Annotated in this window: 21 protein-coding genes and 1 pseudogene; 10 read left to right on the top strand and 12 right to left on the bottom strand. The window is 73.7% G+C overall.

Annotation, left to right across the window (positions count from 1 at the left end; translation table 11 throughout):
- Positions 1 to 168: 168 nt before the first annotated feature.
- From VSR01_RS21370 to VSR01_RS21355, 4 genes are all read left to right on the top strand, one after another.
- Positions 169 to 1029, top strand: a complete 861-nt coding sequence (locus tag VSR01_RS21370; RefSeq protein WP_442785694.1) for a DUF3152 domain-containing protein — start codon at positions 169 to 171, stop codon at positions 1027 to 1029.
- A 149-nt stretch (positions 1030 to 1178) separates the two neighbouring features.
- Positions 1179 to 2015: a tryptophan 2,3-dioxygenase family protein gene (locus VSR01_RS21365; protein ID WP_326450782.1), complete on the top strand. Its 837-nt coding sequence runs from the start codon at positions 1179 to 1181 to the stop codon at positions 2013 to 2015.
- Positions 2008 to 3369, top strand: coding sequence for a kynureninase (gene kynU, locus VSR01_RS21360; protein ID WP_326450781.1), 1362 nt, complete (start codon positions 2008 to 2010; stop codon positions 3367 to 3369). The genes VSR01_RS21365 and kynU overlap by 8 nt, the downstream gene beginning before the upstream one ends.
- A 171-nt stretch (positions 3370 to 3540) precedes the next feature.
- Entirely contained in the window at positions 3541 to 4566 is a 1026-nt protein-coding gene (locus VSR01_RS21355) for an alpha/beta hydrolase family protein (protein ID WP_326453748.1), read from the top strand.
- Positions 4567 to 4838: 272 nt separating this feature from the next.
- On the opposite strand, the gene VSR01_RS21350 is transcribed toward VSR01_RS21355, so the two are convergent.
- Positions 4839 to 5513, bottom strand: coding sequence for a Crp/Fnr family transcriptional regulator (locus tag VSR01_RS21350; protein ID WP_037911812.1), 675 nt, complete (start codon positions 5511 to 5513; stop codon positions 4839 to 4841).
- 267 nt (positions 5514 to 5780) lie between these two features.
- Here VSR01_RS21350 and nth point away from each other — a divergent pair, with 267 nt between their 5' ends.
- The 3 genes from nth to VSR01_RS21335 all read left to right on the top strand — a co-directional run bounded on the left by nth (position 5781) and on the right by VSR01_RS21335 (position 8627).
- Positions 5781 to 6590, top strand: coding sequence for an endonuclease III (nth, locus tag VSR01_RS21345; RefSeq protein WP_326453747.1), 810 nt, complete (start codon positions 5781 to 5783; stop codon positions 6588 to 6590).
- Positions 6587 to 7258, top strand: a complete 672-nt coding sequence (locus VSR01_RS21340) for an NUDIX hydrolase (protein ID WP_326450780.1) — start codon at positions 6587 to 6589, stop codon at positions 7256 to 7258. The genes nth and VSR01_RS21340 overlap by 4 nt, the downstream gene beginning before the upstream one ends.
- 169 nt (positions 7259 to 7427) lie before the next feature.
- A complete protein-coding gene (locus VSR01_RS21335; RefSeq protein ID WP_326450779.1) occupies positions 7428 to 8627 on the top strand; it encodes a MarP family serine protease in 1200 nt (399 codons plus the stop codon).
- A 48-nt stretch (positions 8628 to 8675) separates the two neighbouring features.
- On the opposite strand, the gene VSR01_RS21330 is transcribed toward VSR01_RS21335, so the two are convergent.
- The 6 genes from VSR01_RS21330 to VSR01_RS21305 form a co-directional block, all read right to left on the bottom strand.
- On the bottom strand, positions 8676 to 8852 hold the full coding sequence (locus VSR01_RS21330) for a hypothetical protein (protein ID WP_326450778.1): 177 nt from the start codon (positions 8850 to 8852) through the stop codon (positions 8676 to 8678).
- Between the two features lie 129 nt (positions 8853 to 8981).
- Positions 8982 to 9941 (bottom strand): alpha/beta fold hydrolase, encoded by a 960-nt coding sequence (locus VSR01_RS21325; RefSeq protein ID WP_326450777.1) that lies wholly within the window; start codon positions 9939 to 9941, stop codon positions 8982 to 8984.
- 45 nt (positions 9942 to 9986) lie between these two features.
- Positions 9987 to 10520, bottom strand: a complete 534-nt coding sequence (locus tag VSR01_RS21320; RefSeq protein WP_326450776.1) for a phage holin family protein — start codon at positions 10518 to 10520, stop codon at positions 9987 to 9989.
- A gap of 74 nt (positions 10521 to 10594) precedes the next feature.
- Positions 10595 to 11932, bottom strand: coding sequence for a Na+/H+ antiporter NhaA (gene nhaA, locus VSR01_RS21315; protein WP_326450775.1), 1338 nt, complete (start codon positions 11930 to 11932; stop codon positions 10595 to 10597).
- A 160-nt stretch (positions 11933 to 12092) separates the two neighbouring features.
- Positions 12093 to 14051, bottom strand: coding sequence for an acetate--CoA ligase (gene acs, locus VSR01_RS21310; RefSeq protein ID WP_326450774.1), 1959 nt, complete (start codon positions 14049 to 14051; stop codon positions 12093 to 12095).
- 89 nt (positions 14052 to 14140) lie between these two features.
- Positions 14141 to 16552 (bottom strand): SulP family inorganic anion transporter, encoded by a 2412-nt coding sequence (locus VSR01_RS21305; protein WP_326450773.1) that lies wholly within the window; start codon positions 16550 to 16552, stop codon positions 14141 to 14143.
- Positions 16553 to 16714: 162 nt separating this feature from the next.
- On the opposite strand from VSR01_RS21305, the gene VSR01_RS21300 reads away from it, so the two are divergent.
- Positions 16715 to 17305, top strand: coding sequence for a GNAT family N-acetyltransferase (locus VSR01_RS21300; protein ID WP_326450772.1), 591 nt, complete (start codon positions 16715 to 16717; stop codon positions 17303 to 17305).
- Positions 17306 to 17324: 19 nt separating this feature from the next.
- Here VSR01_RS21300 and VSR01_RS21295 read toward each other — a convergent pair whose 3' ends face one another.
- Positions 17325 to 17600: a helix-turn-helix domain-containing protein gene (locus VSR01_RS21295; protein WP_326450771.1), complete on the bottom strand. Its 276-nt coding sequence runs from the start codon at positions 17598 to 17600 to the stop codon at positions 17325 to 17327.
- Between the two features lie 174 nt (positions 17601 to 17774).
- On the opposite strand from VSR01_RS21295, the gene VSR01_RS21290 reads away from it, so the two are divergent.
- Both VSR01_RS21290 and VSR01_RS21285 read left to right on the top strand, forming a co-directional pair.
- Entirely contained in the window at positions 17775 to 18311 is a 537-nt protein-coding gene (locus VSR01_RS21290; protein ID WP_326450770.1) for a helix-turn-helix transcriptional regulator, read from the top strand.
- A gap of 193 nt (positions 18312 to 18504) precedes the next feature.
- Positions 18505 to 19842 carry a hypothetical protein gene (locus VSR01_RS21285; RefSeq protein WP_326450769.1) on the top strand — a complete coding sequence of 446 codons (1338 nt, stop codon included), beginning with the start codon at positions 18505 to 18507 and terminating at the stop codon, positions 19840 to 19842.
- A 38-nt stretch (positions 19843 to 19880) separates the two neighbouring features.
- Here the strand turns inward: VSR01_RS21285 and VSR01_RS21280 are convergent, their stop codons facing one another.
- From VSR01_RS21280 to clpB, 4 genes and pseudogenes are all read right to left on the bottom strand, one after another.
- The gene (locus tag VSR01_RS21280) at positions 19881 to 20429 is read right to left on the bottom strand and encodes a YbjN domain-containing protein (protein WP_326450768.1); all 549 of its coding nucleotides are present in this window, start codon (positions 20427 to 20429) and stop codon (positions 19881 to 19883) included.
- 94 nt (positions 20430 to 20523) lie between these two features.
- The gene (locus VSR01_RS21275; RefSeq protein WP_326450767.1) at positions 20524 to 21045 is read right to left on the bottom strand and encodes an RloB family protein; all 522 of its coding nucleotides are present in this window, start codon (positions 21043 to 21045) and stop codon (positions 20524 to 20526) included.
- A gap of 46 nt (positions 21046 to 21091) precedes the next feature.
- Complete coding sequence (locus VSR01_RS21270; protein WP_326450766.1) at positions 21092 to 22387, bottom strand: AAA family ATPase; 1296 nt, start codon at positions 22385 to 22387, stop codon at positions 21092 to 21094.
- A 153-nt stretch (positions 22388 to 22540) separates the two neighbouring features.
- Positions 22541 to 25146, bottom strand: a pseudogene (clpB, locus tag VSR01_RS21265) (ATP-dependent chaperone ClpB).
- Positions 25147 to 25268: the final 122 nt, after the last annotated feature.

The raw sequence follows: 25268 nt of genomic DNA, 5'->3' as shown, positions 1-25268 counted from the left end.
CCACCCCGCTTCCCCAGCCCCCCGGCCTCCCCCGCCGCAGGCCCCCCACCAGCCCCGTTTGTCGCAGTCTTGTCACAGACAGCCCCTGGCAAGCTCACGTACATACTGAGTAAGTACCGTACGGGGGAAGCGTTCGATCATCGATCGCGGCAGACGGGGCGCCAGGGGCTGAGGCGGTCCCGGCCGTGCCGCCCAGGGGGAGTCGTGGCAGTGCAGAGCCCGAGCCGTCGTCCGCAGACCGGCGGCGGGACCAAGCGGCGGAGCGCCGCCGTCGTGCCGATGGTCCTGCTGGTGGTGATCGCGCTGGGAGGCGCGGCCGCGTTCGCGGCCTGGCACGCGCACCGCAGTGACTCGTCGTCGGCCGGGGCGCCGGACGACGGCCGCGGCCGACCCGCGGCGACGGTCGGCAGCACCCCCGAGGCGACCTCCTCCCCCAGCCCCCGCGCGTCGAAGGCGCCGGTCGTGCCGCAGTCCGGCACCGGCGACTTCCGCACCGCGCACTCCGACGGCAAGGCGGCGGGGCACGGCACCCTCCGCCGCTACAAGGTCCAGGTCGAGGGCGGCATCGCGCTCTCCCCCGGCGCCGCCGCGCAGGAGATCCAGCAGATCCTGGCCGATCCCCGCGGCTGGACCGCCGACGGCCACGACGCCTTCCAGCTCGTCTCCTCCGGCCCGGCCGACTTCGTGATCAAGATCGCCACCCCGGACACCGTCGACGACCTGTGCGGCGCCGCGGGGCTGGACACCCACGGCGAGGTCAACTGCGACGTCGGCCCGACCGTCGTGGTCAACCTCAAGCGCTGGCTGCTCGGCTCGCCGGAGTTCCACGGACCGGTCCAGGAGTACCGCGCGCTGATCATCAACCACGAGGTCGGTCACCGCATCGGCCACGGCCACGAGGGCTGCCCCGGCCCCGGCAAGCCCGCGCCGGTGATGATGCAGCAGATATACGGGCTGCACGGCTGCACCGCGAACCAGTGGCCGTACGACAGCCACGGCCGCTACATCCAGGGACCGCCGGTGGAGTGACAGGGGTCCGGCCGGTCGCGGCCGGTGCCGCGGGCGCGCGCCGAGGGGCGACCGGCCGAGCCCGGACCCCGGGCCTTGCCGGATCGGGCCGTACCGCCGATGATCGCGGCACGGCCCGGTGATCCCGGGCGACGCACTGGAGGTACCCCATGTCCGACACACCGACCGACGAGGCGGCGACCCCTCACCTCGCGTTCGAGGGCTCGACACCGTACGAGGACTACGTTCAGGCGTCCGTCCTCACCCATTTGCAGCATCCGCTGTCCGACGACCCCGGCGAGATGGCCTTCCTGGTCACCACGCAGGTGATGGAGCTGTGGTTCACGCTGCTGGTCCACGAATGGACCACCGCGGCGAACGCGCTGCGCGAGGACGACCTGCCCACCGCGATGGCCGCGCTGCGCCGCAGCCTGCCCGAGCTGGAGTCGCTCAACGCGTCCTGGAAGCCGATCGCGCACCTGACCCCCGCGCAGTTCAACGCCTACCGGTCCGCGCTCGGCGAGGGCTCCGGCTTCCAGTCCGCGATGTACCGCAGGCTGGAGTTCCTGCTCGGCGACAAGTCCGCGTCCATGCTCGTGCCGCACCGCGGCACCCCCAGCGCCCACGCCGAGCTGGAGAAGGCGCTGACCGAGCCGAGCCTGTACGACGAGGTGCTGCGGCTGCTGGCCCGCCGCGGCCTCCCGGTGCCCGCCGAGGTCCTCGACCGCGATCCTGCCGCCCGCTACGAGCCGCACCCCGGGGTCGAGGCCGTCTGGCAGAGCGTCTACGCCGACCGCGACCAGGACGCGGAGCTGGTACGCCTGGGCGAGCTGCTCACCGACGTCGCCGAGCTGGTGTGGCGCTGGCGCAACGACCACCTGGTGGCGACCCGCCGCGCGATGGGCTCCAAGCCGGGCACCGGCGGCTCGGCCGGCGTGGCGTGGCTGGAGAAGCGCGCCGCCAAGACCGTCTTCCCCGAGCTGTGGACGGCGCGCAGCCATGTCTGAGCCGCTCACCAGCCCCGAGACCGCGGCCCCGCACCCCGCCGTGGCCCCCGCGCCGGCGCGGCACGCCTCCGCGCCCGCGGACCCCGCCGCCTCCCTCACCGACCGGGCTGCCTCCCTCGCCGACCCCGCCGCCTCCTTCACCGAGCGAGCTGCCTCCCTCACCGACCGCGCCGCCCGCCTCGACGCCGCCGATCCGCTCGCCGCCGTCCGCGCGCGCTTCGCGCTGGACGACGCCGTCTACCTCGACGGCAACTCGCTCGGCGCGCTGAGCACCGGCGTGCTGCCGCGGCTGGCCGACGTCGTCACCCGGGAGTGGGGCGAGCTGCGCATCCGCTCCTGGGAGGAGAGCGGCTGGTGGACCGCGCCGGAGCGGATCGGCGACCGGATCGCGCCGCTGGTCGGCGCGGCGCCCGGGCAGGTGGTGGTCGGCGACTCGACCAGCGTCAACGTCTTCAAGGCCCTGGTCGCCGCAGTGCGAATGGCGCCGCAGGAGCGCGACGAGATCCTGGTCGACGCGGGGACCTTCCCGACCGACGGCTACATCGCCGAGTCCGCCGCCCGGCTGACCGGCCGGACGCTGCGGGCGCTGCCCGCGGACCGGATCGCCGCCGAGGCGGGCCCCCGGACCGCCGTCGCGCTGGTCAACCACGTCGACTACCGCACCGGGCGGCTGTACGACATGGCCGCGACCACCGGTGCGCTGCACGCCGCGGGAGCGCTCGCGGTGTGGGACCTGTGCCACAGCGCGGGCGCGCTGCCGGTGGCGCTCGACGCGGACGGCGTGGACATGGCGGTCGGCTGCACCTACAAGTACCTCAACGGCGGGCCGGGCGCGCCCGCCTACCTCTACGTACGCAGCGCGCTGCAGCCGCGCTTCGACTCGCCGCTGCCGGGGTGGAACTCGCACACCGACCCGTTCGCCATGGCGGAGCACTACGAGCCCGCGGCCGGCGCGCCGCGCGGCCGGGTCGGCACCCCCGAGATCCTGTCGCTGCTGGCGCTGGACGCGGCGCTCGACGTCTGGGACGGCGTCGCGGTCGCCGACGTGCGGGCCAAGAGCCTGGCGCTGACCGACTTCTTCCTGGAGTGCGTGGCCGCGCTGGCGCCCGCGGGCCGGGTCGAGCCGATCACGCCGCGCGCGCACGCGGAGCGCGGCAGCCAGGTGTCGCTGCGCTGCGCGGACGCGGGCGCGGTGATGCGCGAGCTGACCGCCCGCGGCGTGGTGGGCGACTACCGCAGGCCCGACGTCCTGCGCTTCGGCTTCACCCCGCTGTACACCCGTTACGCCGACGCGCTGCGTGCCGCCCAGGTGCTGGCCGCGGTGCTCGGCGCCGAACCCGAAGGGACCTCCTGAGCCATGCCGCCCGCCGAGTCCGCCCCGCCTCCTCCCGCGTCGCCGACGACGGCGACCGCGACGGCCGCGCCGACAACGCCGACCGCGCCGACCACGTCGGCCACGGCGGACACGTCGACCACGGCGGACACGTCGGGGGGTGCGTCGAGCGCCGCCGCGCGGGCCGCGGGAATGGCCGCCGCCGAGGCCGACGGCGCCGCCGGGACCGCGGACGCGGCCCCGGCGCAGGCCGCGGACCGGCCGGGCGCGGTCCGGGACGCCGGTGCGCGGGCGCGGCTCGCGGCCCGGGCGGCGGCGGAGGAGGCCTCGGCCCTCGGACACGCGCCGGTGGCGCCGGACGCGACGGCGTCCTACGGGGACCACCCGGACCAGGTGATCGACTTCTACCGGTCCGGCACCCCCGCCGGCGGCGCCCGGCCCGCGCCGCTGGTGGTCCTGCTGCACGGCGGCGCTTGGCGCGCGGCCTATGACCGCGCCCATGTCTCACCCCTGGCCGCTTACCTGGCCGCGGCGGGCTACGCGGTCGCCTCCGTCGAATACCGCCGAGGCCCGGCGCCCGGCAGCCCCGCCGCCGGCTCCGACAGCCCTGACAGCCCCGCAGGCCAAGCCGGAGACACCGCGCCCGCTCCGGCCGGGCGGTGGCCGGAGACCTTCGACGACGTGGCCGCCGCCATGGACGCCGTGGCCGCGCTGGCCGTCACGGCGCTGGGCGAGGAGGCCGTCGACCCGCGCCGGACGGTGCTCACCGGCCACAGCGCGGGCGGCCACCTCGCGCTGTGGGCCGCCGCGCGGCACGTCCTGCCGACCGGCTCGCCCTGGCGCCTCGACGCACCGCCCCCGTTGCGCGGCGTCGTGGCGCTGGCGCCGATCGCCGACTTCGGCACCGCGATACGGCTGCACGTCTGCTCCGACGCGGTGAGCGATCTGCTCGGCGCCCCCGAGCACCGGGCGGACCGCCTCCCGCACGCCGATCCCTCGGTGCTGCTCCCCACCGGAATCGCCACGACCATCGTGCACGGCAGCACTGACAACGTGGTTCCGCCGCAGGTCAGCGAGGCGTTCACGCGGGCAGCCGCCGCCGCGGGCGAGGAGCCCACGGTGGCCTGGCTGCCGGAGACCGGCCACTTCCCGCTGATCGACCCGGCCGCCCAAGCGGTCGCGGCGGTCGCCGACGAGATCGCCCAGCTCGCCTGGTGAACCACGCCCGCCGCCCGGCGCGCCACGCCCGGCGAGTCGCGCCCGCCGGGCGGCCCGGCCCCGCCCCTGACGCTCCGACCCGTCCGCGCCGACCGCGAGCGAGAGAGACCCTCCGCGCCGACCGCGAGGCCCCGCCCCGACCGTGGCACCGCCTGCGAGGCCCCGCCCCGACCGTGGCACCGACCACGAGCGCGACGCCGACCGCCGCGGCCCAACCACCGCGGCCCGACCGCCCCGGCGCCAACCGCTCCCGCGACCCCTACTTGCGACCCCTACCGCGACCGCTTCGCCAGCCGCTCCACGTCCAGCAGGATCACCGCGCGCGCCTCCAGCCGCAGCCAGCCGCGGCCGGCGAAGTCGGCCAGCGCCTTGTTGACGGTCTCGCGGGACGCGCCGACGAGCTGCGCCAGCTCCTCCTGCGTGAGGTCGTGGACGACGTGGATGCCCTCCTCGGACTGCACGCCGAACCGCCGGGACAGGTCGAGCAGCGCCTTGGCGACGCGCCCGGGCACGTCGGAGAAGACCAGGTCGGACATGACGTCGTTGGTCCTGCGCAGCCGCCGGGCGACCGCGCGCAGCAGCGCGGTGGACACCTCGGGGCGGACGTTCAGCCAGGGCTGCAGGTCGCCGTGGCCCAGGCCCAGCAGCTTGACCTCGGTCAGCGCGGTGCCGGTGGCGGTGCGCGGCCCGGGGTCGAAGAGCGACAGCTCTCCGATCAGCTCGCCGGGGCCCACCACGGCCAGCATGTTCTCCCGCCCGTCGGGCGAGGTCCGGTGCAGCTTGACCTTGCCCTCGGTGACGACGTACAGCCGGTCCCCGGGGTCGCCCTCGTGGAACAGCGAGTCGCCACGCGCGAGCGTGACCTCCGTCATGGAGGCGCGCAGTTCAGCCGCCTGCTCGTCGTCGAGCGCCGCGAAAAGCGGGGCACGGCGCAGAACGTCGTCCACGAGCTCTCTCCTTGTCGACAGTCGACATCGCCGGGATCTCCCATGATGCACGACGTCTCAAACAGTGCGATCAATCACAAGGATGTCTTATCCACCGGCGCGGACGCGCCCCGGGGGTGCGAGAAGGGTGCGATCGGGTGCGGGTGCGCCCGATTCCTGTCGCGGCACAGAGTATCGACCGCGTATGTCGGTGGCGAGGCTTAGGCTGGCCGGGTGTCAGATACGCCGAGGGTGCAGAAGAAGCGGGCGGCCGCGCCCACCGGACGGGTGACGGCCGGCCGGAATTCCGCTGAGAGCGAACGGACCGCCGTGCAGGCCCCGCCCGTGGCGCTGGTGCGCCGCGCCCGGCGGATCAACCGCGAACTGGCCGAGGTGTATCCGTACGCCCATCCGGAGCTGGACTTCGAGAATCCCTTCCAGCTGCTCATCGCCACCGTGCTGTCCGCCCAGACCACCGACCTGCGGGTGAACCAGACGACGCCGGCGCTGTTCGCGAAGTACCCCACCCCCGAGGACATGGCCGCGGCCGACCCGGCGGACCTGGAGCAGATCCTCCGGCCGACCGGCTTCTTCCGCGCCAAGGCCCGCTCGGTGCTGGGCCTGTCCACGGCGCTGCGCGACGACTTCGGCGGCGAGGTGCCGAAGAAGCTGGCCGATCTGGTGAAGCTGCCCGGAGTGGGCCGCAAGACCGCCAACGTCGTGCTCGGCAACGCGTACGGGGTGCCCGGCCTCACCGTCGACACGCACTTCGGCCGGCTGTCCCGGCGCTTCGGCTGGACGACCTCGGAGGACCCGGAGAAGGTCGAGCAGGACGTCGCCCGGCTGTTCCCGAAGTCGGACTGGACGATGCTGTCGCACCGGGTGATCTTCCACGGCCGCCGGATGTGCCACGCCCGCAAGCCCGCGTGCGGCGCCTGCCCGATCGCCCATCTGTGCCCGTCCTTCGGCGAGGGCGAGACGGACCCGGAGAAGGCGAAGAAGCTGCTGAAGTACGAGAAGGGCGGCTTCCCCGGCCAGCGGCTGAAGCCCCCGCCGGACTACCCCGGGCAGCCCGCGCCCCCGCTGGCCGCGTCATGACCCAGGCCAGGGGCGGCGCGCGGGTCTCCGCGGCCGGCGTCCCGTCCTGGCTCGACCCGGTGGCCTCGGTCGTCGCGGCCGTCCGCCCCGAGCAGCTGAGCCGCTTCCTGCCGCCGGCCGGCGGCGGTCGCCCCTCGGCGGTGCTGATCCTGTTCGGCGAGGGCGAGCGCGGCCCTGACCTGCTGCTGCTGGAGCGCTCGGCGGCGCTGCGCTCGCACGCCGGCCAGCCGTCGTTCCCCGGCGGCAGCCTCGATCCGCAGGACGGCGACCCGGAGGGCGAGGGCCCGGTGCGGGCGGCGCTGCGCGAGGCCGAGGAGGAGACCGGCCTCGACCCGGCCGGCGTGCAGGTCTTCGGGGTGCTGCCGCGGCTCTACATCCCGGTCAGCGACTTCGCCGTCACCCCCGTGCTGGGCTGGTGGCGCGAGCCGAGCCCGGTGCGGGTGGTGGACCCGGCGGAGACCGCGCGGGTCTTCCGGGTGCCGGTGGCCGATCTGGCCGACCCGGCGAACCGGGCGATGCTGGTCCACCCCAGCGGCTTCCGCGGCCCGGCGTTCCTGGTCGAGGGCGCGCTGGTGTGGGGCTTCACCGCGGGCCTGATCGACAAGATCCTGCACTACGCGGGCTGGGAGCGGCCCTGGGACCGCGACCGCACGGTCCCGCTCGGCTGACCCGGCCGCGGCTCCGGCCGCCCGCGCGGACCGCGCCGTCCGCGCCGCGCCGTACGACCGCACCGCCCCCGTACGGCTCCTGTCCGTCGGGCCCGGCCGCGGCCCCGATCCGGGGGTCTCCTGGCCGTACCGTCCCGCGTGCTCAGGCGGGCATGAGACCGTTGTGCCCGTGAACGCGCTGGACTTCCTGCTCATCCTCGCCGCTGTCTGGTTCGCCGTGGTCGGCTACCGGCAGGGCTTCGTCGTGGGCATCATGTCGGTGACGGGCTTCCTCGGCGGCGGCCTGGCCGCCATCTACCTGCTGCCCCTGATCTGGGACAAGGCCACGGACGACGCCACGCCGGGCTCCGTCGCGGTGATCTGCGCGGTGGCGATGGTCATCGTGACCGCGTCGGTGGGACAGGCGTTCACCACGCACCTGGGGAACAAGCTGCGCACCCGGATCACCTGGTCGCCCGCCCGCGTCCTGGACGCCGGCGGCGGGGCGCTGGTCAACGTGGCGGCGATGCTGCTGGTGGCGTGGCTGATCGGCACCGCGCTGGCGACCACGACGCTGCCGACGATAGGCCGCGAGGTGCGCTCGTCCAAGGTGCTGCTCGGGGTCTCCGACGTGCTGCCGGCCCAGGCCGACACCTGGTTCGACGACTTCAGCAACGCCCTCGCGCAGAACGGCCTGCCGCAGGTCTTCGGCACCTTCGGCTCCGAGCCGATCACCTCGGTGCCGCCGCCGGACCCGGCGCTGGCGAACAGCAAGGTGGTGGCCGAGTCCCGCGACAGCATCGTGAAGATCGTCGGCACCGCGCCCGGCTGCGGGAAGATCCTGGAGGGCTCGGGCTTCGTCTTCGCGCGGGACCGGGTGATGACCAACGCGCACGTGGTCGGCGGCGTGACCGACCCGCGGGTGCAGATCGGCGGCCGGGGCCGGCAGTACGACGCGCGGGTGGTGCTCTACGACTGGCAGCGCGACATCGCGGTGCTGGCCGTGCCGAATCTGAACGCGCCGAAGCTCGACTTCAGCACCGGCCCCGAGCACTCGCGCGACGACGCGATCGTGGCCGGCTTCCCGGAGAACGGCCCGTTCGACGTGCGGGCGGCCCGCATCCGCAGCCGGATCGAGGCCGGCGGCCCGGACATCTACCACCGCGGCACGGTGCACCGCGACGTGTACTCGATCTACTCCACCGTCCGGCAGGGCAACTCCGGCGGTCCGCTGCTCACTCCGGGCGGCCAGGTGGCCGGCGTGGTCTTCGCCAAGTCGCTGGACGACTCCCACACCGGCTACGCGCTGACCGCCGACGAGGTGCGCGAGGACGCGGCGCAGGGGCGCGCCGCGACGCAGCGGGTGGACACCCAGGGCTGCGCGCTGTGAGCGGCGCGCCGCACGGCGCGCCTGGTCCGGCGGCGGGCCGGCCGCTGATCAGTCGCGTACGTGCCGCAGCCGGGCACTGACCCAGCGGGCGCGGCGACCGAGGATGCTCGGGATGCCGAGGCGGCCCTGCCCGGGCGGCAGTACGGCCAGGGGCGCCGTCCGATCGGCGGTGGAGATGCGGCGGCGATTGCTCGATACGTCACGGTAGTCGTGCGTCCAACCCATACCGACCAACGTGCCCGCGCCCCTTGGTCGGTAATCGCCGTTTCGTGGTCCAGTTGGCCTATGCGTCCGGCATTTTGACGATGGTTCGACCGTCATATGTACGCGTGTGAACGCGTGGCACAGAGGGGGTCAGCGGTCCGGTTCCGGGTCCTTCAACCAGTTGATCAGTTCGGCGGAGAAGGCCGCCGGATCCTCCTCCTGGGGGAAGTGGCCGAGCCCGTCGAACAGCCGCCAGCGGTACGGCGCCTCGACGTACTCCCCGCTGCCGGCCACGTACCGGGTGGCGATCGCCGGGTCGAGCGAGCCGTGCATCTGCAGGGTGGGCACCCGGACCGGGCGCTTCATCCGGCGGTTGAACTGGATGCCGTCCGGGCGGACCATCGAGCGCACCATCCAGCGGTACGGCTCGACGGCGCAGTGCGCGGTGGACGGGATCTGCATGGCCCGGCGGTAGACGTCGACCGACTCCTCGTCGGGCAGGCTCGGGCCCGACCACTGCTGCACCAGCTCGCCGACCAGCGCGGAGTCGTCCGCGGTCAGCCGCCGCTCGGGGATCCACGGCCGCTGGAAGCCCCAGATGTAGCCGCCGGATTTGCTCTGCCGCAGGTCGGTGAGCATCGCGGCGCGCCAGCGGCGCGGGTGCGGCATGGAGCTGACGGCGAGCCGGCGGACCAGCTTGGGCCGCATGGCCGCCGCGGTCCAGGCGAGGTAGCCGCCCAGGTCGTGGCCGACGAGCGCGGCGTCGGGCTCGCCGAGCGAGCGGATGACGCCGGTGATGTCGAGCGCGAGGTTCGGCGGGTCGTAGCCGCGGGGCGTACGGTCGCTGCCGCCGACCCCGCGCAGGTCCATCGCGACCGCGCGGAAGCCGGCGTCGGCGAGCGCCGTCAGCTGGTGCCGCCAGGTCCACCAGAACTGCGGGAAGCCGTGCAGCAACAGCACCAGCGGGCCGTCGCCCAGCTCCGCGATGTGGAAGCGCGCGCCGTTGGCGGCCACGTCGCGGTGCGTCCAGGGCCCCTCGACACGGGGCACCGACGGGCGGCCCCGGCCGGAACTGCCGGAGGGACCGCGCGACCCGACGGTGAGGTTCATGCCCCGAAGCGTGTCACATCTCGCCGTCCGCCGGGGCGCGAGAGGTCAAGAGCGGCCCGGCGCGGCGTCCTCGACGGCGGGCGGGGTGCCGCCGGCGGAGACGGCCAGGGTGGCGCCGGAGCCGGACGACGTGATCGCCGCGGCGCCGGTCCCGCCGCTCTCGGCCGGCAGCTCGCGCGGGTGCGGCTTGGCCTTCTGCAGCACCGCGGCGGTCTGCTTGGCCGAGGCGATGGTCCGCTCGGGCTTCTTGACCTTCTTGAAGCGGCCGATGCCGACCAGCGCGAGGATCCCCGCCAGCAGCATGAACGCCCCGAAGACGATCAGGAACGACCAGCCGAGGGTGATGCCCAGCGCGTGGATGCCGTAGGCGCTGGCGAAGCTGAGCATCGGCACGGCGAAGAACAGCAGCGCCAGTGCCGTCACGAACGCGCCGCTGCCCACCGCCGCCCGCTTGGCGTCCTGCCGGATCTCCGCCTTGGCCAGGGCGATCTCGTCGTGCACCAGGGCGGACAGCTCCGCCGTGGCGGAGGCGAACAACTGGCCGAGGCTGCGCTCGTCACCGTTCGAGGCTGCGCTCATCTCGCGTCCTCCGTCGTGTGGGTCGGTACGGATCGGTTGCCGGCGGTGGTCTCCGGTCGTCACTAGATCATGCCTTACGCGTCGTCAGCATGGCCCGCCTCCCCGCCGGGCGGGGCGAGCCTGCGGTCCCCGTCACGTCCCAGGTGGTGCGCGTCGGTCACCTCGACCGCGTCCGCCGCGGCCAGCGCCCGGTAGGCGTTGTCGCGGAGCTTGAGCAGGCAGCCCGCCGCGACCGCGGCGATCACCGAGCCGAGCAGCACCGCGGCCTTGGCCTCGCCGGCCAGCGCGGGGTCGTCGTCGAAGGCCAGTTCGGCGATCAGCAGCGAGACGGTGAAGCCGATGCCGGCCAGCACCGCGACCGCCAGCACGTCCGGCCACACCAGATCCGCGCCCAGCCGGGCGCGGGTGAAGCGGGCGGCCAGCCACGCCCCGCCGAAGACGCCGAGCGCCTTGCCCAGCACCAGGCCGAGCACGACGCCGAGGGTCTCGGGCCGGTGGAAGACCTCGCGCAGCGAGCCCGCCGAGATCGTCACCCCCGCGGAGAACAGCGCGAACAGCGGCACCGCGACCCCCGCGGACAGCGGCCTGACGAGGTGTTCGACGCGCTCGCCCGGCGTGTGCTCCTCGCCCGGCCGGGGCGTGCAGCGCAGCATCAGGCCCATCGCGACGCCGGAGATGGTGGCGTGCACCCCGCTGTTGGCGGTCAGCGCCCAGATCACCACGGCCAGCGGCACGTAGACCCACCAGCCGTGCACCCCCGCGCGCAGCAGCGCCCAGAACAGCACCAGGCCGCCGACCGCGCCGAGCAGGGCGGCGATGTCGATGGCGGAGGTGAAGAAGAACGCGATGATCAGGATGGCGAACAGGTCGTCGACGACGGCCAGGGTGAGCAGGAAGGCACGCAGGGCGGCCGGCAGCGCGGTGCCGATGACGGCGAGCACGGCGAGCGCGAAGGCGATGTCGGTGGCGGTCGGGATCGCCCAGCCCTTGAGCGAGCCGCCGCCCGCCGCGGCCGTCACCGCATAGACGACCGCGGGCGCGGCCATCCCGCACACGGCGGCGACCACGGGAAGCGCGGCGGCGGCGGGATCGCGCAGTTCGCCGGCCACGAGTTCGCGCTTGAGCTCGACCCCGGCGACGAAGAAGAAGACGGTCAGCAGGCCGTCGGCCGCCCAGTGCGCCACCGACAGGTGCAGGCCGAGCGCGGCCGGCCCGAGGTGGTGGTGGCTGACCGCCTCGTAGTCGTGCTGGTCGGTGTTGGTCCAGATCAGCGCGGCCAGCGCGGCGAGCAGCAGCAGGAGGCCGCCGACCGTCTCGGCCCGCAACGCGTCGGCGAGGAACGCCCGCTCGGGGAGCGGGAGCCGGTCCAGCAGGACCGTGGTGCGGCGGCGCGGCCGGGGCTGATCGGTCACGGGTCGTCCTCCTGCGGCGACCCTACGTCGGCGCGCGCGTCCCCGCAGCCGGGATATTGCCCAGCCGCGGGGAACGGGCGCGCGGGGTGGAGCGGGCGGCGGGCGGCCGGACGCGGACCCGGCTTGGCCCTGCCGGGGTCCGCCCCCGGCGGCGGCCGGCTCAGTCCTCGCTGGGCGCCGAGGGCAGCTTGCTCTGGATGAGGTCCATCACCGAGGAGTCGGTGAGCGTGGTGACGTCGCCCAGCTCCCGGTTCTCCGCGACGTCCCGCAGCAGCAGGCGCATGATCTTGCCCGAGCGGGTCTTGGGCAGCTCGGAGACCACCAGGATGCGCTTGGGCTTGGCGATCGGGCCGAGCGTCTTGCCGACGTGGTCGCGCAGCGCGGCGGCCAGGTCCGCGCTGTCCTCGGCGGTGCCGCGCAGGATGACGAAGGCGACGATCGCCTGCCCGGTGGTCTCGTCGGTGGCGCCGACGACCGCGGACTCGGCCACCTTCGGGTGCGAGACCAGCGCGGACTCGACCTCGGTGGTGGAGATGTTGTGGCCGGAGACCAGCATGACGTCGTCGACCCGGCCGAGCAGCCAGATGTCGCCGTCGTCGTCCTTCTTCGCGCCGTCGCCGGCGAAGTAGCGGCCGGGGAAGCGGGACCAGTAGGTGTCCAGGTAGCGCTGGTCGTCGCCCCAGATGGTGCGGAGCATCGACGGCCACGGCTCGGTCAGCACCAGGTAGCCGCCGGAGCCGTTCGGCACCTCGTTGGCCTCGTCGTCCACGACGGTGGCGGCGATGCCGGGCAGCGGGGTCTGCGCGGAGCCGGGCTTGGTCGCGGTGACGCCCGGCAGCGGGCTGATCATCATCGCGCCGGTCTCGGTCTGCCACCAGGTGTCCACGATCGGGGTCTTGCCGGAGCCGATGTGCTCGCGGTACCAGATCCACGCCTCGGGGTTGATCGGCTCGCCGACGCTGCCCAGCACCCGCAGGCTGCTCAGGTCGAACTTGGCGGGGATGTCGTCGCCCCACTTCATGAAGGTGCGGATCGCGGTGGGCGCGGTGTAGAGGATCGTCACACCGTACTTCTGCACGATCTCCCAGAACCGGCCCTGGTGCGGGGTGTCCGGGGTGCCCTCGTAGATGACCTGGGTGGCGCCGTTGGAGAGCGGGCCGTAGACGATGTACGAGTGGCCGGTGACCCAGCCGATGTCGGCGGTGCACCAGTAGACGTCGGTCTCCGGCTTGAGGTCGAAGACCGCGTGGTGGGTGTAACTCGCCTGGGTGAGGTAGCCGCCGGAGGTGTGCAGGATGCCCTTGGGCTTACCCGTCGTCCCGGAGGTGTAGAGGATGTAGAGCGGGTGCTCGGCGTTGAACGGCTGCGGGGTGTGCTCGGCGGACTGCCGGCTGGTGACCTCGTGCCACCACAGGTCGCGGCCATCGGTCCACGCGACGTCCTGGCCGGTGCGGCGCACCACCAGCACGTGCTCGACCTGCGGGGTGCGCGCGACCGCGTCGTCGATGGCGGGCTTGAGCGCGGAGGGCTTGCCGCGGCGGTAGCCGCCGTCGGCGGTGATGACGAGCTTGGCGTCGGCGTCGTCGATGCGGGAGGCGACGGCGTCGGCGGAGAAGCCGCCGAAGACCACCGAGTGGGGCGCGCCGATCCGGGCGCAGGCGAGCATCGCGACGACCGCCTCGGGGATCATCGGCAGGTAGATGGCGACCCGGTCGCCGGCCGCGATGCCCAGCTCGGTCAGTGCGTTGGCGGCGCGGCTGACCTCGTCCTTCAGCTCGGCGTAGGTGATCGCGCGGCTGTCGCCCGGCTCGCCCTCGAAGTGCAGGGCGACGCGGTCGCCGTGGCCGGCCTCGACATGGCGGTCGACGCAGTTGTACGCCACGTTCAGCTCGCCGTCGGCGAACCACTTGGCGAACGGCGGGTTCGACCAGTCGAGTGTCTGGGTGGGCTCGGTGGCCCAGGTCAGGCGGCGGGCCTGCTCGGCCCAGAAGCCCAGCCGGTCGGCCGCGGCCTGTTCGTACGCGGCCGCGGTGACATTGGCCGCGGACGCAATCTCGGCCGGGGGAGCGAAGCGCCGCTCCTCCTTCAGCAGGTTCGCCAGGCTCTCGTTGGTGCTCACGCCAGCTCCTTGTCAGGGTGTCCCAGATGTCCCGGCACTACCTCACCAGTCCCGCGCTGCCGTGACAAGGGCTCACCCCAAAAAATGGTTTAGACCTTTGTGGTGGGACGCCGGGGTACGGGGGCGGGCGCGGCGGGATCGGGGCCGACGGCGCGGAACTCGCCGGTGGCCCGGTCGAGCGTGTACGCCTGCGCCTCGGCGACGTGGAAGTACATGCCGTGGAGCGCGAGCCGGCCCTCGCGCAGCCCGCGCGCCACGCTCGGATGGGCCGTCAGATGGTCCAACTGGGTGATGACGTTGACGAGCGCGAGGTGCTCCAGCTCGTCGGCGACCGGGCGGTCGGCGAGGGAGACGAGCGGGGTGCTCCGGGAGGCGCCGTCGGACGCGCCGGGGGTGCGGGGGGCAGCGGCGGCGGTGAGCCGGGCCAGGCTGGGGCGGCCGTGGCGCAGCCAGCGCGCGAGCGGGGTGGGCTGCCCGGCGGCGGGCGTGTCGCGCTCGGCGAGCAGCGCCTGCATCGCGCCGCAGCCGGAGTGGCCGCAGACCGTGATGCCGGAGACCCCGAGGACGTCGACCGCGTACTCGACGGCGGCGGCCACCGAGTCGCAGGAGGCGTCGGCGCCCGGTGGCGGCACCATGTTGCCGATGTTCCGGACGGTGAACAGGTCGCCGGGGCCGCTCGACGTGATCATGCTGGTGACCAGCCGGGAGTCGGCGCAGGTCAGGAAGAGCCGACGGGGCCGCTGGCCCTCGCGTGCGAGTCGCGCGAGCTCCTCGCGGACCAGCGGCGCGGTGTGCTGCTGGAACGCGCTGACGCCGTTGAGGAGTTCGACGTCGACGGGGGCGGCGGTGGCGTCGGTGTCGGCGACGACGAGGGAGGCGGCGGTGGGCGCGGGGGTGGCGTCAGCGGCAGGCGCGGAAGCGGCAGCGGCAGCGGCGGCGGCGGCGGGCGCGGTACCAGCGGCGGGCGCGGGCGCGGCGGCGACGACGTCCGCGGCCGGGAGCGCGGGCGCGCCCAGCGGCTCGCTGACGGGCCGTCCCGCGCGGTCGCCGAGCAGCACCCGGCCGCCGCCCGCGCGGTGCCGGGACGACCAGGCGCGCAGCGCCTCGTAGGCGGCGTGGTCCATGAACGAGCCGTCCAGCTCCACCACGGCGTCGGCGCGCGGGGGGACCTGGTCCAGCGCCCGTGACAGCCGGGGCACCGCCAGGAACGTCAACTGGCCGCTGACGCGTACCCGGTGGCGGCCCACCTCCTCGGCGACGGCCACCCGCGTACGGGTCAGGCGCCGCAGCGACAGGCACGCGGCGATCGCGACGCCCGCGCACACGCCCTGGAGCACGCCGAGCAGCACCACGCCGCCGAGCGTCACGGCGTAGACCGGGAACTCGCGGTGCCGGTGGACGTGCCGGATGTGCGCGAAGCTCACCATCCGCATGCCGACGAACATCACCAGCGCGGCCAGCGCGGCGAGCGGGATCGCGCGCAGCAGGGCGGCCGCGCAGCCCGCGCACAGCAGCACCCACACGCCGTGCAGCACGGTGGCGGCGCGGGTGCGGGCGCCCGCCGCGACATTGGCGGAGCCGCGCATCGCGCCGCCGGCCACCGGCAGGCCGCCGAGCAGCCCGGAGACGACGTTGGCGGCGCCCTGGCCGAGCAGCTCGCGGTCCAGCGCGGTCGGCGGCGCGTGCGGTCCCGGGCGCTTGACCTGCAGCGCGTCGACGGCGACGGCGGACAGCAGGGACTCCATGCCGGCCACCAGCGTGACGGTCAGCACGGCCGCGGCCACCCCGAGCACCGGCCCTTCGGGCAGCGCCGGGAGGGTGGGCGCGCGCAGTTCCGGCAGGTCGACGCGCGGCAGCGCGAGCCACGCGCTCGCCGCGGTGGCCAGGGCGACCGCGGCGAGCGGCGCGGGAACCGCGCGCAGCTTCGCGGCCCGGCCGCGCAGCCGCGGCCAGGCCAGCAGCACCGCGAGGGTGAGCGCGCCGACGAAGGGTGTCGCCGGATGGCTGTGCAGGAGCTGGCCGGGCAGCGCCGCGAGGTTGTCCGGCGCCGAGGTCTGCGGGCTGCCGCCGAGCACCACGTGCAGCTGCCCGACGGCGATGACGCAGCCGATGCCGGCGAGCATCCCGTGCACGATCGCGGGGCTGATCGCGAGGGCGGCGCGGGCCACGCGCAGCGCGCCGAGCAGCAGTTGGGCCAGTCCGGCCAGCGCGGTGATCGCGCAGGTGGCCCGCCAGCCGTACCTGTCCACCAGTCCGGCGGTGACCACGACCAGGCTGGTGGCGGCCCCGCTGACCTGGAGCGGCGCGCCGCCGAGTCCGCCGGCGACCACCCCGCCGACGACCGCCGCGACCAGTCCGGCCTGCGGCGGCGCGCCGGTCGCCAGGGCGAGCCCGAGCGAGAGCGGGACGGCGATCAGGAAGACGGTGGCCGAAGCCGACAGGTCCGCGAGGCCGGTGCGCGGCAGCGTCCGCGGCCGGATGCGCGCGAGATGTCCCCTCATGGCCCTCCCCATCTCCAAGCATGTCCAAGAGTCGGTCAATGAAGAGTAATGAATCGAGCACGCAGAGTGAACCCCAGAGTCCGGATCAGCAGGATTTTGCCTACTTTCGAGTGACACCCCCACCAGCCGGGCGTCACCGAACGCGCCCCATAAGCTTTGGCCATGACCTCGGCGTCCCTGCTCACTCCCCGCACCCTCACCGTGGGCGACCTGCTGCTGCGCCCGCTCGCCGCGAGCGACGAGCCGGCCGTCGGCGAGGCGATGCAGGACCCCGGCATCCTGCGCTGGGCGGCGGGGCGCGTGGTCAACGACGCCGCCCCGGCCGACCGCGGCCGGATCTGGCTGGCCGCCCGGCTGAACGCGTGGGCCAACGGCACCGCCGCCTTCGCGGTCACCGAGGCTGACGGGGGCGCGCTCCTCGGCTACGTCGGGCTGCGCGACGTGCACCGCGTGCCGGACCAGGCCGTCGCCGCGTACTGGGTGACCCCGGCCGCGCGCGGCCGGGCGGTCGCGGCCCGCGCCCTCGACGCCGCCGCCACCTGGGCCTTCCGCCCGGCCGGCGGGGGCGGCCTCGGCCTGCATCGGATCAGCCTGGACCACGCGCTGGCCAATCCCGGCTCCTGCCGCGTCGCCACCCGCGCGGGCTTCGTCACCGAGGGCACGCTGCGGGAGTGCTTCATCGACCACTCCGGACAGCGGCACGACTCCCACCTGCACGCCCGCCTGGCCACGGACCCGCGGCCGAACCTCTAAGACCTGGCCCGCGAGCGCCCTAGGACTCCCCCGGGCCGGCGCCGTCCTGCGCCGCGGCCCCGTACCGCTTCCGCTCCAGCACCACGATGGGACAGTTGAGCGCCGCGGCGATCTTCGCCAGGTTCGCGGGCGTCGCGCTGCGCCAGCCCGACTCGATCTCCCCCATCAACTGCTCGGAGATGCCGACGAGATCGGCCAGCGCGCGCTTGGTCAGGCCACACTTCTGCCGCGCCCACGTGACGGCCTCCGGCTCCTGATGCAGCCGCCTCGGCCGGGTCCGAGTACGGGGTTTCATGAGCACAAAGTAGCGCGCAGTAGCCGTTCGTACAAGTAGTACGCACATACTACGCGTTTGCCCTCCGGCGCTCCGGCGCTCCGCCGGGGAGCACACGGGCAGTCACGGAAGATTCACCCTCCGAGTTTTCCGAAGGGGTGGACGCGGACTGCGTAGTTGTGCGAAGCTCGCTCCATGAATGACCGTCCGCCCACCCCGCCCGAGGGCGAGCTGATCAAAGCCGCCCTGGAAAAAGTGGCCATCTCCCAGCGAGAGGCCGCGCGACAGGCCGACATAAGCGAGGCCCGCTGGCGCCAGATCGTCTCGGGCTACCAGTCCGTCGGCGGCTCCAAGGCCAGCTTCCGCAGCCCCGACCGGACGCTGGCCAGGATGGCCCACGTCGTCCACGTGACACCCGAGGACCTGGAGGCCGCCGGGCGTCCCGAGGCCGCGCAGGAGCTGCGCGCGATCGAGGAGGCCGAGCGCGAGGCCGAGAAGGCGGCGGCTGAGGCCGCGGCCTCCGGAGCCGCCCCCGTCGGAGCCGTCGAGGACCGCGTCGAGGAGCGCTGGCAACTGGTCCAGGCGGTGCTGCGCCAGGCCGGCGTCGGCCTGACCCAGGCCGAGTACTCCGACCTGGCCCGCCATGTCACCGTCTACTTCAAGCACGAGACGGCGCCTCCCACCGTTCCCGAGCAGCCCTCGCCGAACCGCAAGCGGCGCGGCAGGAAGTGATCCCCACGCGGCGCGGCGCGGACCGTCCCGCCGCGATCGTCTCCGCGCGCTCCCGCTCCTGACCGGCGTGTCTGCCCCCGACCGGGGCCGCCGGCGCGGATAGTCGGGTTGTCCGACTCGTAGCCGGTTCGACCCGCAGACGCATGGTTCCTCCCGGCTCGTTCGTTTTCGGGTGGAGCAAGGGAGCCGCCGCGTGTCCACGACCGCGCCCGCGCCGGGGACCGCGGACCCGTCCGCGTCGGGCCCGTCCGGCCCGTCCGACCCGCCGACGGACCCGTCCGGGGCCGCAGCGGCGCCGGGCGGGTCCGGCGCGCCGGGCAGCTCGGGCGGCGCGGGGGCCCCGCCCGGCACGGCGTACGGGCCGTGGCGTCGCGCGGGCGCGGCCTGGCGGCGGGTGATGCCCGCGGTGACCGCGTTCGTGGTCGCGCGACTGGCCGGCGTCGCGGTGGTCGCGCTGGTCGCCCACCGCCGCGGGGACCACCCGCGCAACGTGCTGGGCCTGGAGTGGGACGGCCTGTGGTACCACCGCATCGCCCAGTGGGGCTACGGCACCTTCATCCCCGGCTGGGAGCACCCCGGGCTGCGCTACAGCGACCTGGCGTTCTTCCCGCTCTACCCGATGACCGTGCGGGCCGCCGACGCCGTGCTGCCGGTCGGCTCGGTGGCCTGCGCACTGCTGGTCGCGTGGGTGAGCGCGGCGCTGGCCGCGTGGGGCGTGTTCGCGGTGGCCGACCACTGCTACGGCCGGCGCGCCGCGACCGCGCTGGTGCTGCTGTGGGGGCTGACGCCGTACTCCGTGGTGCTCACCATGGCGTACACCGAGCCGATGATGTGCGCGCTGGCGGCGTGGGCGCTGTACGCGGCGCTGACCCGGCGCTGGCTCGCCGCCGCGGGTCTGAGCGTGCTCGCCGGGCTGAGCCGGCCGAACGGCGTCGCGGTGGCCGCCGCGGTGGGCGCCGCGGTGCTCGCCGACGCGTGGCGGCGGCGCCGCGACGGGCTGCGCCAGGACCTCCGGGCGTGGCTGGCGGCGGTCCTCGCGCCGCTGGGCTGGTGCGGCTATGTGATGTGGGTGGGCGCGCAGAGCGGTCCGCCCGGGTCCGGCGAGGGCGCCGGCGGCCTGCTGCACGGGTACTTCGAGGTGCAGCACCGCTGGGGCTCGGACTTCGACTTCGGCCGCTGGGCGCTGCACTACGTCAAGCACATGGTGCTGACCACCGACTCGCTGACCGCGTACCTGACCACGGCGCTGTGCGCGGGCGCGGTGCTGCTGCTGGTGCTGGCGGCGCTGGACCGGATGCCGCTGCCGCTGTGGGTGTACTCCGCGGTGCTGGTGGTGATCGCGCTGGGCGGGGCGAACTTCTACTCGTCCAAGCCGCGCTTCCTGCTGCCGGCCTTCCCGCTGCTGGTGCCGTGCGCGGCGGCCCTGGCCCGCGCCCGGCCGCGCGCCGCCGCGGTGGCGGTGGTCGCGCTGGCCGGGGTCTCGCTGGGGTACGGCGCCTATGTGCTCACCATGGTCGGCATCCCGATCTGACGCGGGCGCGCCGACGCGGGGCCGCCGCGGCGCCCGCGTCAGTCCTGCTCGGAGCCCCCGGGGCCGTCGCCCTCGTCGGGACCGCCTTCGGCGTCCTGCTCCAGGCCGAGCGTCTCGCCGACCCACTTGTCGAACTCGATCGACGCACGCACCCAGCTCACCGTGCTGGACACGAAGTGCTCCAGGCTCACGCCGAGCCCGATCAGCGTCTGCGCCTCGCCGATCAGGCGGACCGAGCCGTCGTCGTGGGTGTGGGTGTAGACCTTCGGCCACAGGGTGCGGCGGTTCCAGTCGTCGATGACCTCGTGCAGCTGCGGCTTCTCGTCGACGCTGTACTCGCGCTCGTAGAAGGTGCGGACGGCGAAGACCTCCTGCTCGCCCTCACCGCGGAACATGAAGTAGGTCCGGAACTCCTCCCAGGGCGCCGCCAGGTCGCCCTCCTCGTCGACGAGGTACTTCAGCTCCATCTGGTCGAGCAGCTGCTTGACCAGCTCCTGGTCGGGCTTGACGACCTGGCCGCCGGGGCCGGTCGGCTCGGGTCCTTGCTGGCCCCCGAAACTGGGAATCGAGGACGGGTCGATGCTCACGGTGGAGTCCCTTCGTGACGTCTCCCGCCATCCTCCCCCATCGGGCCCCCATCGTGGCAACCACACCGCCCCCGCCCCGGGCGCGGGACGTCGATCAGCGCCGAACGATGCCCTCGGTGAGCCGCCACACGCTGGTCGAAGGGTTCCGCCCGTGGTCCCGGCCGGTCGCCTCAAGCTTCCGAGCGCGCTCGGCCGCCGCCTCGTACGTCTCCCGGTACGGCGCGAAGTCCAGCCGTGACTTGTCGTACCCCGGCACGTGCTTCTCCAGCAGGGGCAGCAACTTCTTGTACGCACCGACGAACGCGGTGTGGTCGGCGAAGTGGAGGAGGAGCCACAGCTCGAAGCACGGATTCGAGACCGCGACCTCGATCCCGAGGCGCCGGGCGGCGACCGCGGCATCGGCTATGTCGGTGAACTCGTCCACGTCGAAGACGCACCAGACCTCGTCATAGCCGTCCCGGTTCTGCGCGCGGAGCTTTCCCGCGTAGGCAACGAGCTGGGCCGGCGAGCCGACCTTGGGCTTGACGATCACGGAGACCGCGGGGTTGCGGACGTGGTCGCGCAAGCCCTGGAGGTACTGGCGCTCGGTCTCCCGGCCGCCGCAGACGACGAGCATCGTACGGGCGGGCTCGCGGTACGGCCCCCGACGCCGGCCCGCTCCCTCACGCGGAAACGTCCGCGCCACCCTGTGCCTCCCACATAGCCTTGACGATCCTTTCGTGGTCGACGTCAGGCAGCACCGGCACGCCGCCATAGCTGCCGGCCAGGTAGCGCCGCTCGAAGTTCTCGCCCTTGCGCGGCTTGAAGTCGCTGAGCGGATACAGCGTGGAGGCGGCGGTACGCGGGTCCTTCTCGGTGAACCAGATCTGGTCGCGGCGGAGGACCTCGTCGCCGAGCATGGTGCCGAGGAGAGCCGCGCTGTGGGTGGTGAAGATCAGCTGGGCGCCCTTCGGATTCAGCTCGGGGTCCTGGAAGAGCTTGAGGAGCCTGGCGGTGAGAAGCGGGTGCAGGCTGATGTCGATCTCGTCCACGAGAAGGGGAACGCCCGCGAGCACAGCGCTGAGAGCGAAGGCCGTCAGCTGCAGCCACGTCCGCGTACCAGCCGACTCGGCGTCTTCGGGCAGCACGAACTCTTCGTCGCCGACGCGGTGGACGAACTCCACCGTGTGGTCTGCCGCGGCCAGCAGGGCTTGGAGGAAGGCGTCGCTCGGGCCGGATGACCCATCGCCCGGTGGCTTGTCGAAGCGTTTGACCGTCCTTTCGGCTCCCTGACGGACGCCGTGCACACCGAGGTCGGCAGCGGCGAGGAACGCCTTGCGTACGGGGAGTCCTTCGGCTTCGAACGACTCGGTGATAGCGACCGCCATTCCGCCGATCCGGCCCAGATCTTGGCGTGTGTCGTCATCGATGACGAATCCCGTGGCGACGTGTCTCCAGATCGCGCTGAGCTGCCCGTGCGCCCCCTGAGCCGCCGCCGAGAGGTAGAGGCTGTTCGGCCGCAGGGTGCGCTCGATCTGGACGCGGTTGCCGGTCAGGGTTGAGCCGTAGTCGAGCGTCATCCCCTCCCGCTCGAACAGCACCCGGCGCCGCCCTTTCGGGTACGCGTACAGCCACTCCTCGGTGACGGCCGTGTCCGTGACCGCGAAACCGTAGACGTACCGCACCCCGTCCAGGACCAGATCGACTGCGTACGTGGACGGCTGCGTCCGGCTCTCCCGGTCCAGCAGGAAGGGCCGCCGGGGAATCGGCGCGTCCGGGAGCCATCGCGCCTGGGATTCCTTGACCGCCAAAGTGAAGAAGCGGTACGCGTCCAGCACCGTGGACTTGCCCGAGGCGTTGGCCCCGAAGATCGCGGCCACAGTCAGCGCGGGGCGCTCATCGGCGTAGACGGGCACGAGGTTCAGCTCCTGCGGCTCGCGCAGCGAGCCGTGGTTCGCCACGCGAAAGCTCAGCAGCATGGTGACCTCATTCGCAAAACAGCCCTTGTGAACAAGTGATCTGCATCTGTCAAATCTTGAGCATAACCGCTTCGGTACGGGAAGGGCCAGGCCCGCCACCCCGTTCGGGCGGCGGGCCTGGCCCTGCGCGCGTCCCGGCGCGGCCCGGCCGGGCTACTTGGTGAGCTCCGGCGTCGTGACCGGGCCGACGATCAGGCCGTCGGGGGTGCGGTCGGCGCGGACGGTCTGGCCGTCGAGAACCTCGCCGGAGAGGATCTCGCGGGCCAGCGGGTCGCCGATCGCCGTCTGGACCAGGCGGCGCAGCGGGCGCGCCCCGTACGCCGGGTCGTTGCCCTCCTCGGCCAGCCAGTCCAGCGCCGCGTCGGTGACCTCCAGGGTCAGCCTGCGGTCCTTCAGCCGCTCGCCCAGCCGGTCGGTCTGCAGCCGCGCGATGCGGCGCAGCTCCGGCTTGGTCAGCGCGGAGAAGACCACGGTGTCGTCCAGCCGGTTGAGGAACTCGGGCTTGAAGGACGCGCGGACCGTGCTCAGGACGTTCTCCCGCTTCTGCTCCTCGCCCAGCGACGGGTCGACCAGGTACTGGCTGCCCAGGTTGGAGGTGAGGATCAGGATGACGTTCCGGAAGTCGACCGTGCGGCCCTGGCCGTCGGTGAGCCGGCCGTCGTCCAGCACCTGCAGCAGCACGTCGAAGACCTCCGGGTGGGCCTTCTCCACCTCGTCCAGCAGCACCACGCTGTACGGCCTGCGGCGCACCGCCTCGGTCAGCTGGCCGCCCTCCTCGTAGCCGACGTAGCCGGGGGGCGCGCCGACCAGCCGGGCCACCGAGTGCTTCTCGCCGTACTCGCTCATGTCGATGCGGACCATCGCCCGCTCGTCGTCGAAGAGGAAGTCCGCGAGCGCCTTGGCCAGCTCCGTCTTGCCGACGCCGGTCGGGCCGAGGAAGAGGAAGGAGCCGGTGGGCCGGTCCGGGTCGGCGATGCCGGAGCGCGAGCGCCGCACCGCGTCGGAGACCGCGCGCACCGCCTCGGTCTGGCCGATCAGCCGGCGGCCCAGCTCGTCCTCCATCCGCAGCAGCTTCTGCGTCTCGCCCTCCATCAGCCGCCGGCCGGGATGCCGGTCCAGGCCGCGACGACGTCGGCGATGTCGTCCGGGCCGACCTCCTCCTTGACCATGGTCTCCTGCGCCGCGGCCTCCTGCTCCTCCCGGGTGGCCTCCTCCAGCTCGGCCTCCAGCCGGGGCTTCTCGCCGTACAGCAGCTTGGAGGCGGTCTCGAAGTCGCCGTCGCGCTGGGCGCGCTCGATCCGGGTGTCGATGTCGTCCAGGTGCTCCTTGAGCTCGCCGACCCGGTTCAGGCCCTGCTTCTCCTTCTCCCAGCGGGCGGTCAGGCCGCGCAGCTCCTCCTCCCGGTCGGCGAGGTCCTTGCGGAGCTTGTCCAGGCGCTGCACCGAGCCGGGGTCGGTCTCGTTCTTCAGCGCCATCTCCTCCATCCGCAGCCGGTCGACCGAGCGCTGCAGTTCGTCGATCTCGACCGGCGAGGAGTCGATCTCCATCCGCAGCCGGGACGCGGACTCGTCCACCAGGTCGATGGCCTTGTCGGGGAGGAAGCGGGAGGTGATGTAGCGGTCGGACAAGGTGGCCGCGGCCACCAGTGCCGAGTCCGCGATCTGCACCTTGTGGTGGGCCTCGTAGCGGCCCTTGAGCCCGCGCAGGATCGCCACGGTGTCCTCGACCGACGGCTCGGCGACCAGCACCTGCTGGAAGCGCCGCTCCAGCGCCGGGTCCTTCTCGATCCGCTCGCGGTACTCGTCCAGGGTGGTCGCGCCGACCATCCGCAGCTCGCCGCGGGCCAGCATCGGCTTGAGCATGTTGCCCGCGTCCATCGCGGAGTCGCCGCCGGCGCCCGCGCCGACCACGGTGTGCAGCTCGTCGATGAAGGTGATGATCCGGCCGTCGCTGTCCTTGATCTCGGCCAGCACGGCCTTCAGCCGCTCCTCGAACTCGCCGCGGAACTTCGCGCCGGCCACCATCGCGCCCAGGTCGAGCGAGACCAGCCGCTTGTTGCGCAGCGACTCGGGCACGTCGCCCTTGACGATGCGCTGGGCCAGGCCCTCGACCACCGCGGTCTTGCCGACGCCGGGCTCGCCGATCAGCACCGGGTTGTTCTTGGTGCGCCGGGACAGCACCTGCACCACGCGGCGGATCTCCGCGTCCCGGCCGATCACCGGGTCGAGCCGGCCCTCGCGGGCGGCGGCGGTGAAGTCGGTGCCGTACTTCTCCAGCGCCTTGTACGTGTCCTCCGGGTCCTGGCTGGTCACCCGCTGCCCTCCCCGCGCGGTCTCGAACGCGTCGAGGAGCCTGCGTCCGCTCGCGCCCTCCTTGGTGAGCGCCTCGCCGGCCGGGCCGCCCTTGACGGCGATCCCGATCAGCAGGTGCTCGGTCGACAGGTACGCGTCGCCCAGCTCCTTGGCGCGCTCGGAGGCGTCGGCGATCACGGCGAGCATGTCACGGTTCGCCTGCGGGGGCGCCACGGTCGAGCCCTGGACCTTCGGCAGCGCGGCGACCAGGCGCTCGGCGTCGGCGCGCACGGCGGCCGGGTCGGCGCCCGCGGCGGCGAGCAGGTCCAGGACGTTCTCGTTGTCCGTGCCGCTCAACAGGGCGAGCAGCAGGTGCGCGGGCGTCAGGTCGGGGTTGCCCTCGGCGACGGCCCGGGTGTTGGCGGCGTTGATCGCCTCCCGGCTCTTGTTGGTCAGCTCGGCGTCCACGGGCGCGGGTTCCCTCCTGGGTCGTGACGGTCCACGGTCGGTTCACGGTCGTGTGTCTGGGATGAGCGAGCTTGCCCCATCCACCATGAGACAAGTTGAGTCTACCTCACTCAAGGCACAGG

Origin of the sequence: Actinacidiphila sp. DG2A-62 (genome assembly GCF_035825295.1) — a bacterium.
In the GTDB taxonomy this organism is placed as follows: domain Bacteria; phylum Actinomycetota; class Actinomycetes; order Streptomycetales; family Streptomycetaceae; genus Actinacidiphila.
Note: the sequence above shows the minus strand (reverse complement) of the source record. Positions and strands in the feature narration are given on the sequence as shown.

Bases quoted from the DNA above. Each gene is read 5' to 3' on its own strand.
- VSR01_RS21270 (WP_326450766.1), bottom strand. From the start codon at position 22,387: ATGCTGCTGAGCTTTCGCGTGGCGAACCACGGCTCGCTGCGCGAGCCG.
- VSR01_RS21295 (WP_326450771.1), bottom strand. From the start codon at position 17,600: ATGAAACCCCGTACTCGGACCCGGCCGAGGCGGCTGCATCAGGAGCCG.
- VSR01_RS21275 (WP_326450767.1), bottom strand. From the start codon at position 21,045: ATGCTCGTCGTCTGCGGCGGCCGGGAGACCGAGCGCCAGTACCTCCAG.
- kynU (WP_326450781.1), top strand. From the start codon at position 2,008: ATGTCTGAGCCGCTCACCAGCCCCGAGACCGCGGCCCCGCACCCCGCC.
- VSR01_RS21300 (WP_326450772.1), top strand. From the start codon at position 16,715: ATGACCTCGGCGTCCCTGCTCACTCCCCGCACCCTCACCGTGGGCGAC.
- VSR01_RS21320 (WP_326450776.1), bottom strand. From the start codon at position 10,520: ATGAGCGCAGCCTCGAACGGTGACGAGCGCAGCCTCGGCCAGTTGTTC.
- VSR01_RS21340 (WP_326450780.1), top strand. From the start codon at position 6,587: ATGACCCAGGCCAGGGGCGGCGCGCGGGTCTCCGCGGCCGGCGTCCCG.
- VSR01_RS21325 (WP_326450777.1), bottom strand. From the start codon at position 9,941: ATGAACCTCACCGTCGGGTCGCGCGGTCCCTCCGGCAGTTCCGGCCGG.
- VSR01_RS21365 (WP_326450782.1), top strand. From the start codon at position 1,179: ATGTCCGACACACCGACCGACGAGGCGGCGACCCCTCACCTCGCGTTC.
- VSR01_RS21355 (WP_326453748.1), top strand. From the start codon at position 3,541: ATGGCCGCCGCCGAGGCCGACGGCGCCGCCGGGACCGCGGACGCGGCC.
- VSR01_RS21305 (WP_326450773.1), bottom strand. From the start codon at position 16,552: ATGAGGGGACATCTCGCGCGCATCCGGCCGCGGACGCTGCCGCGCACC.
- VSR01_RS21330 (WP_326450778.1), bottom strand. From the start codon at position 8,852: ATGGGTTGGACGCACGACTACCGTGACGTATCGAGCAATCGCCGCCGC.
- VSR01_RS21290 (WP_326450770.1), top strand. From the start codon at position 17,775: ATGAATGACCGTCCGCCCACCCCGCCCGAGGGCGAGCTGATCAAAGCC.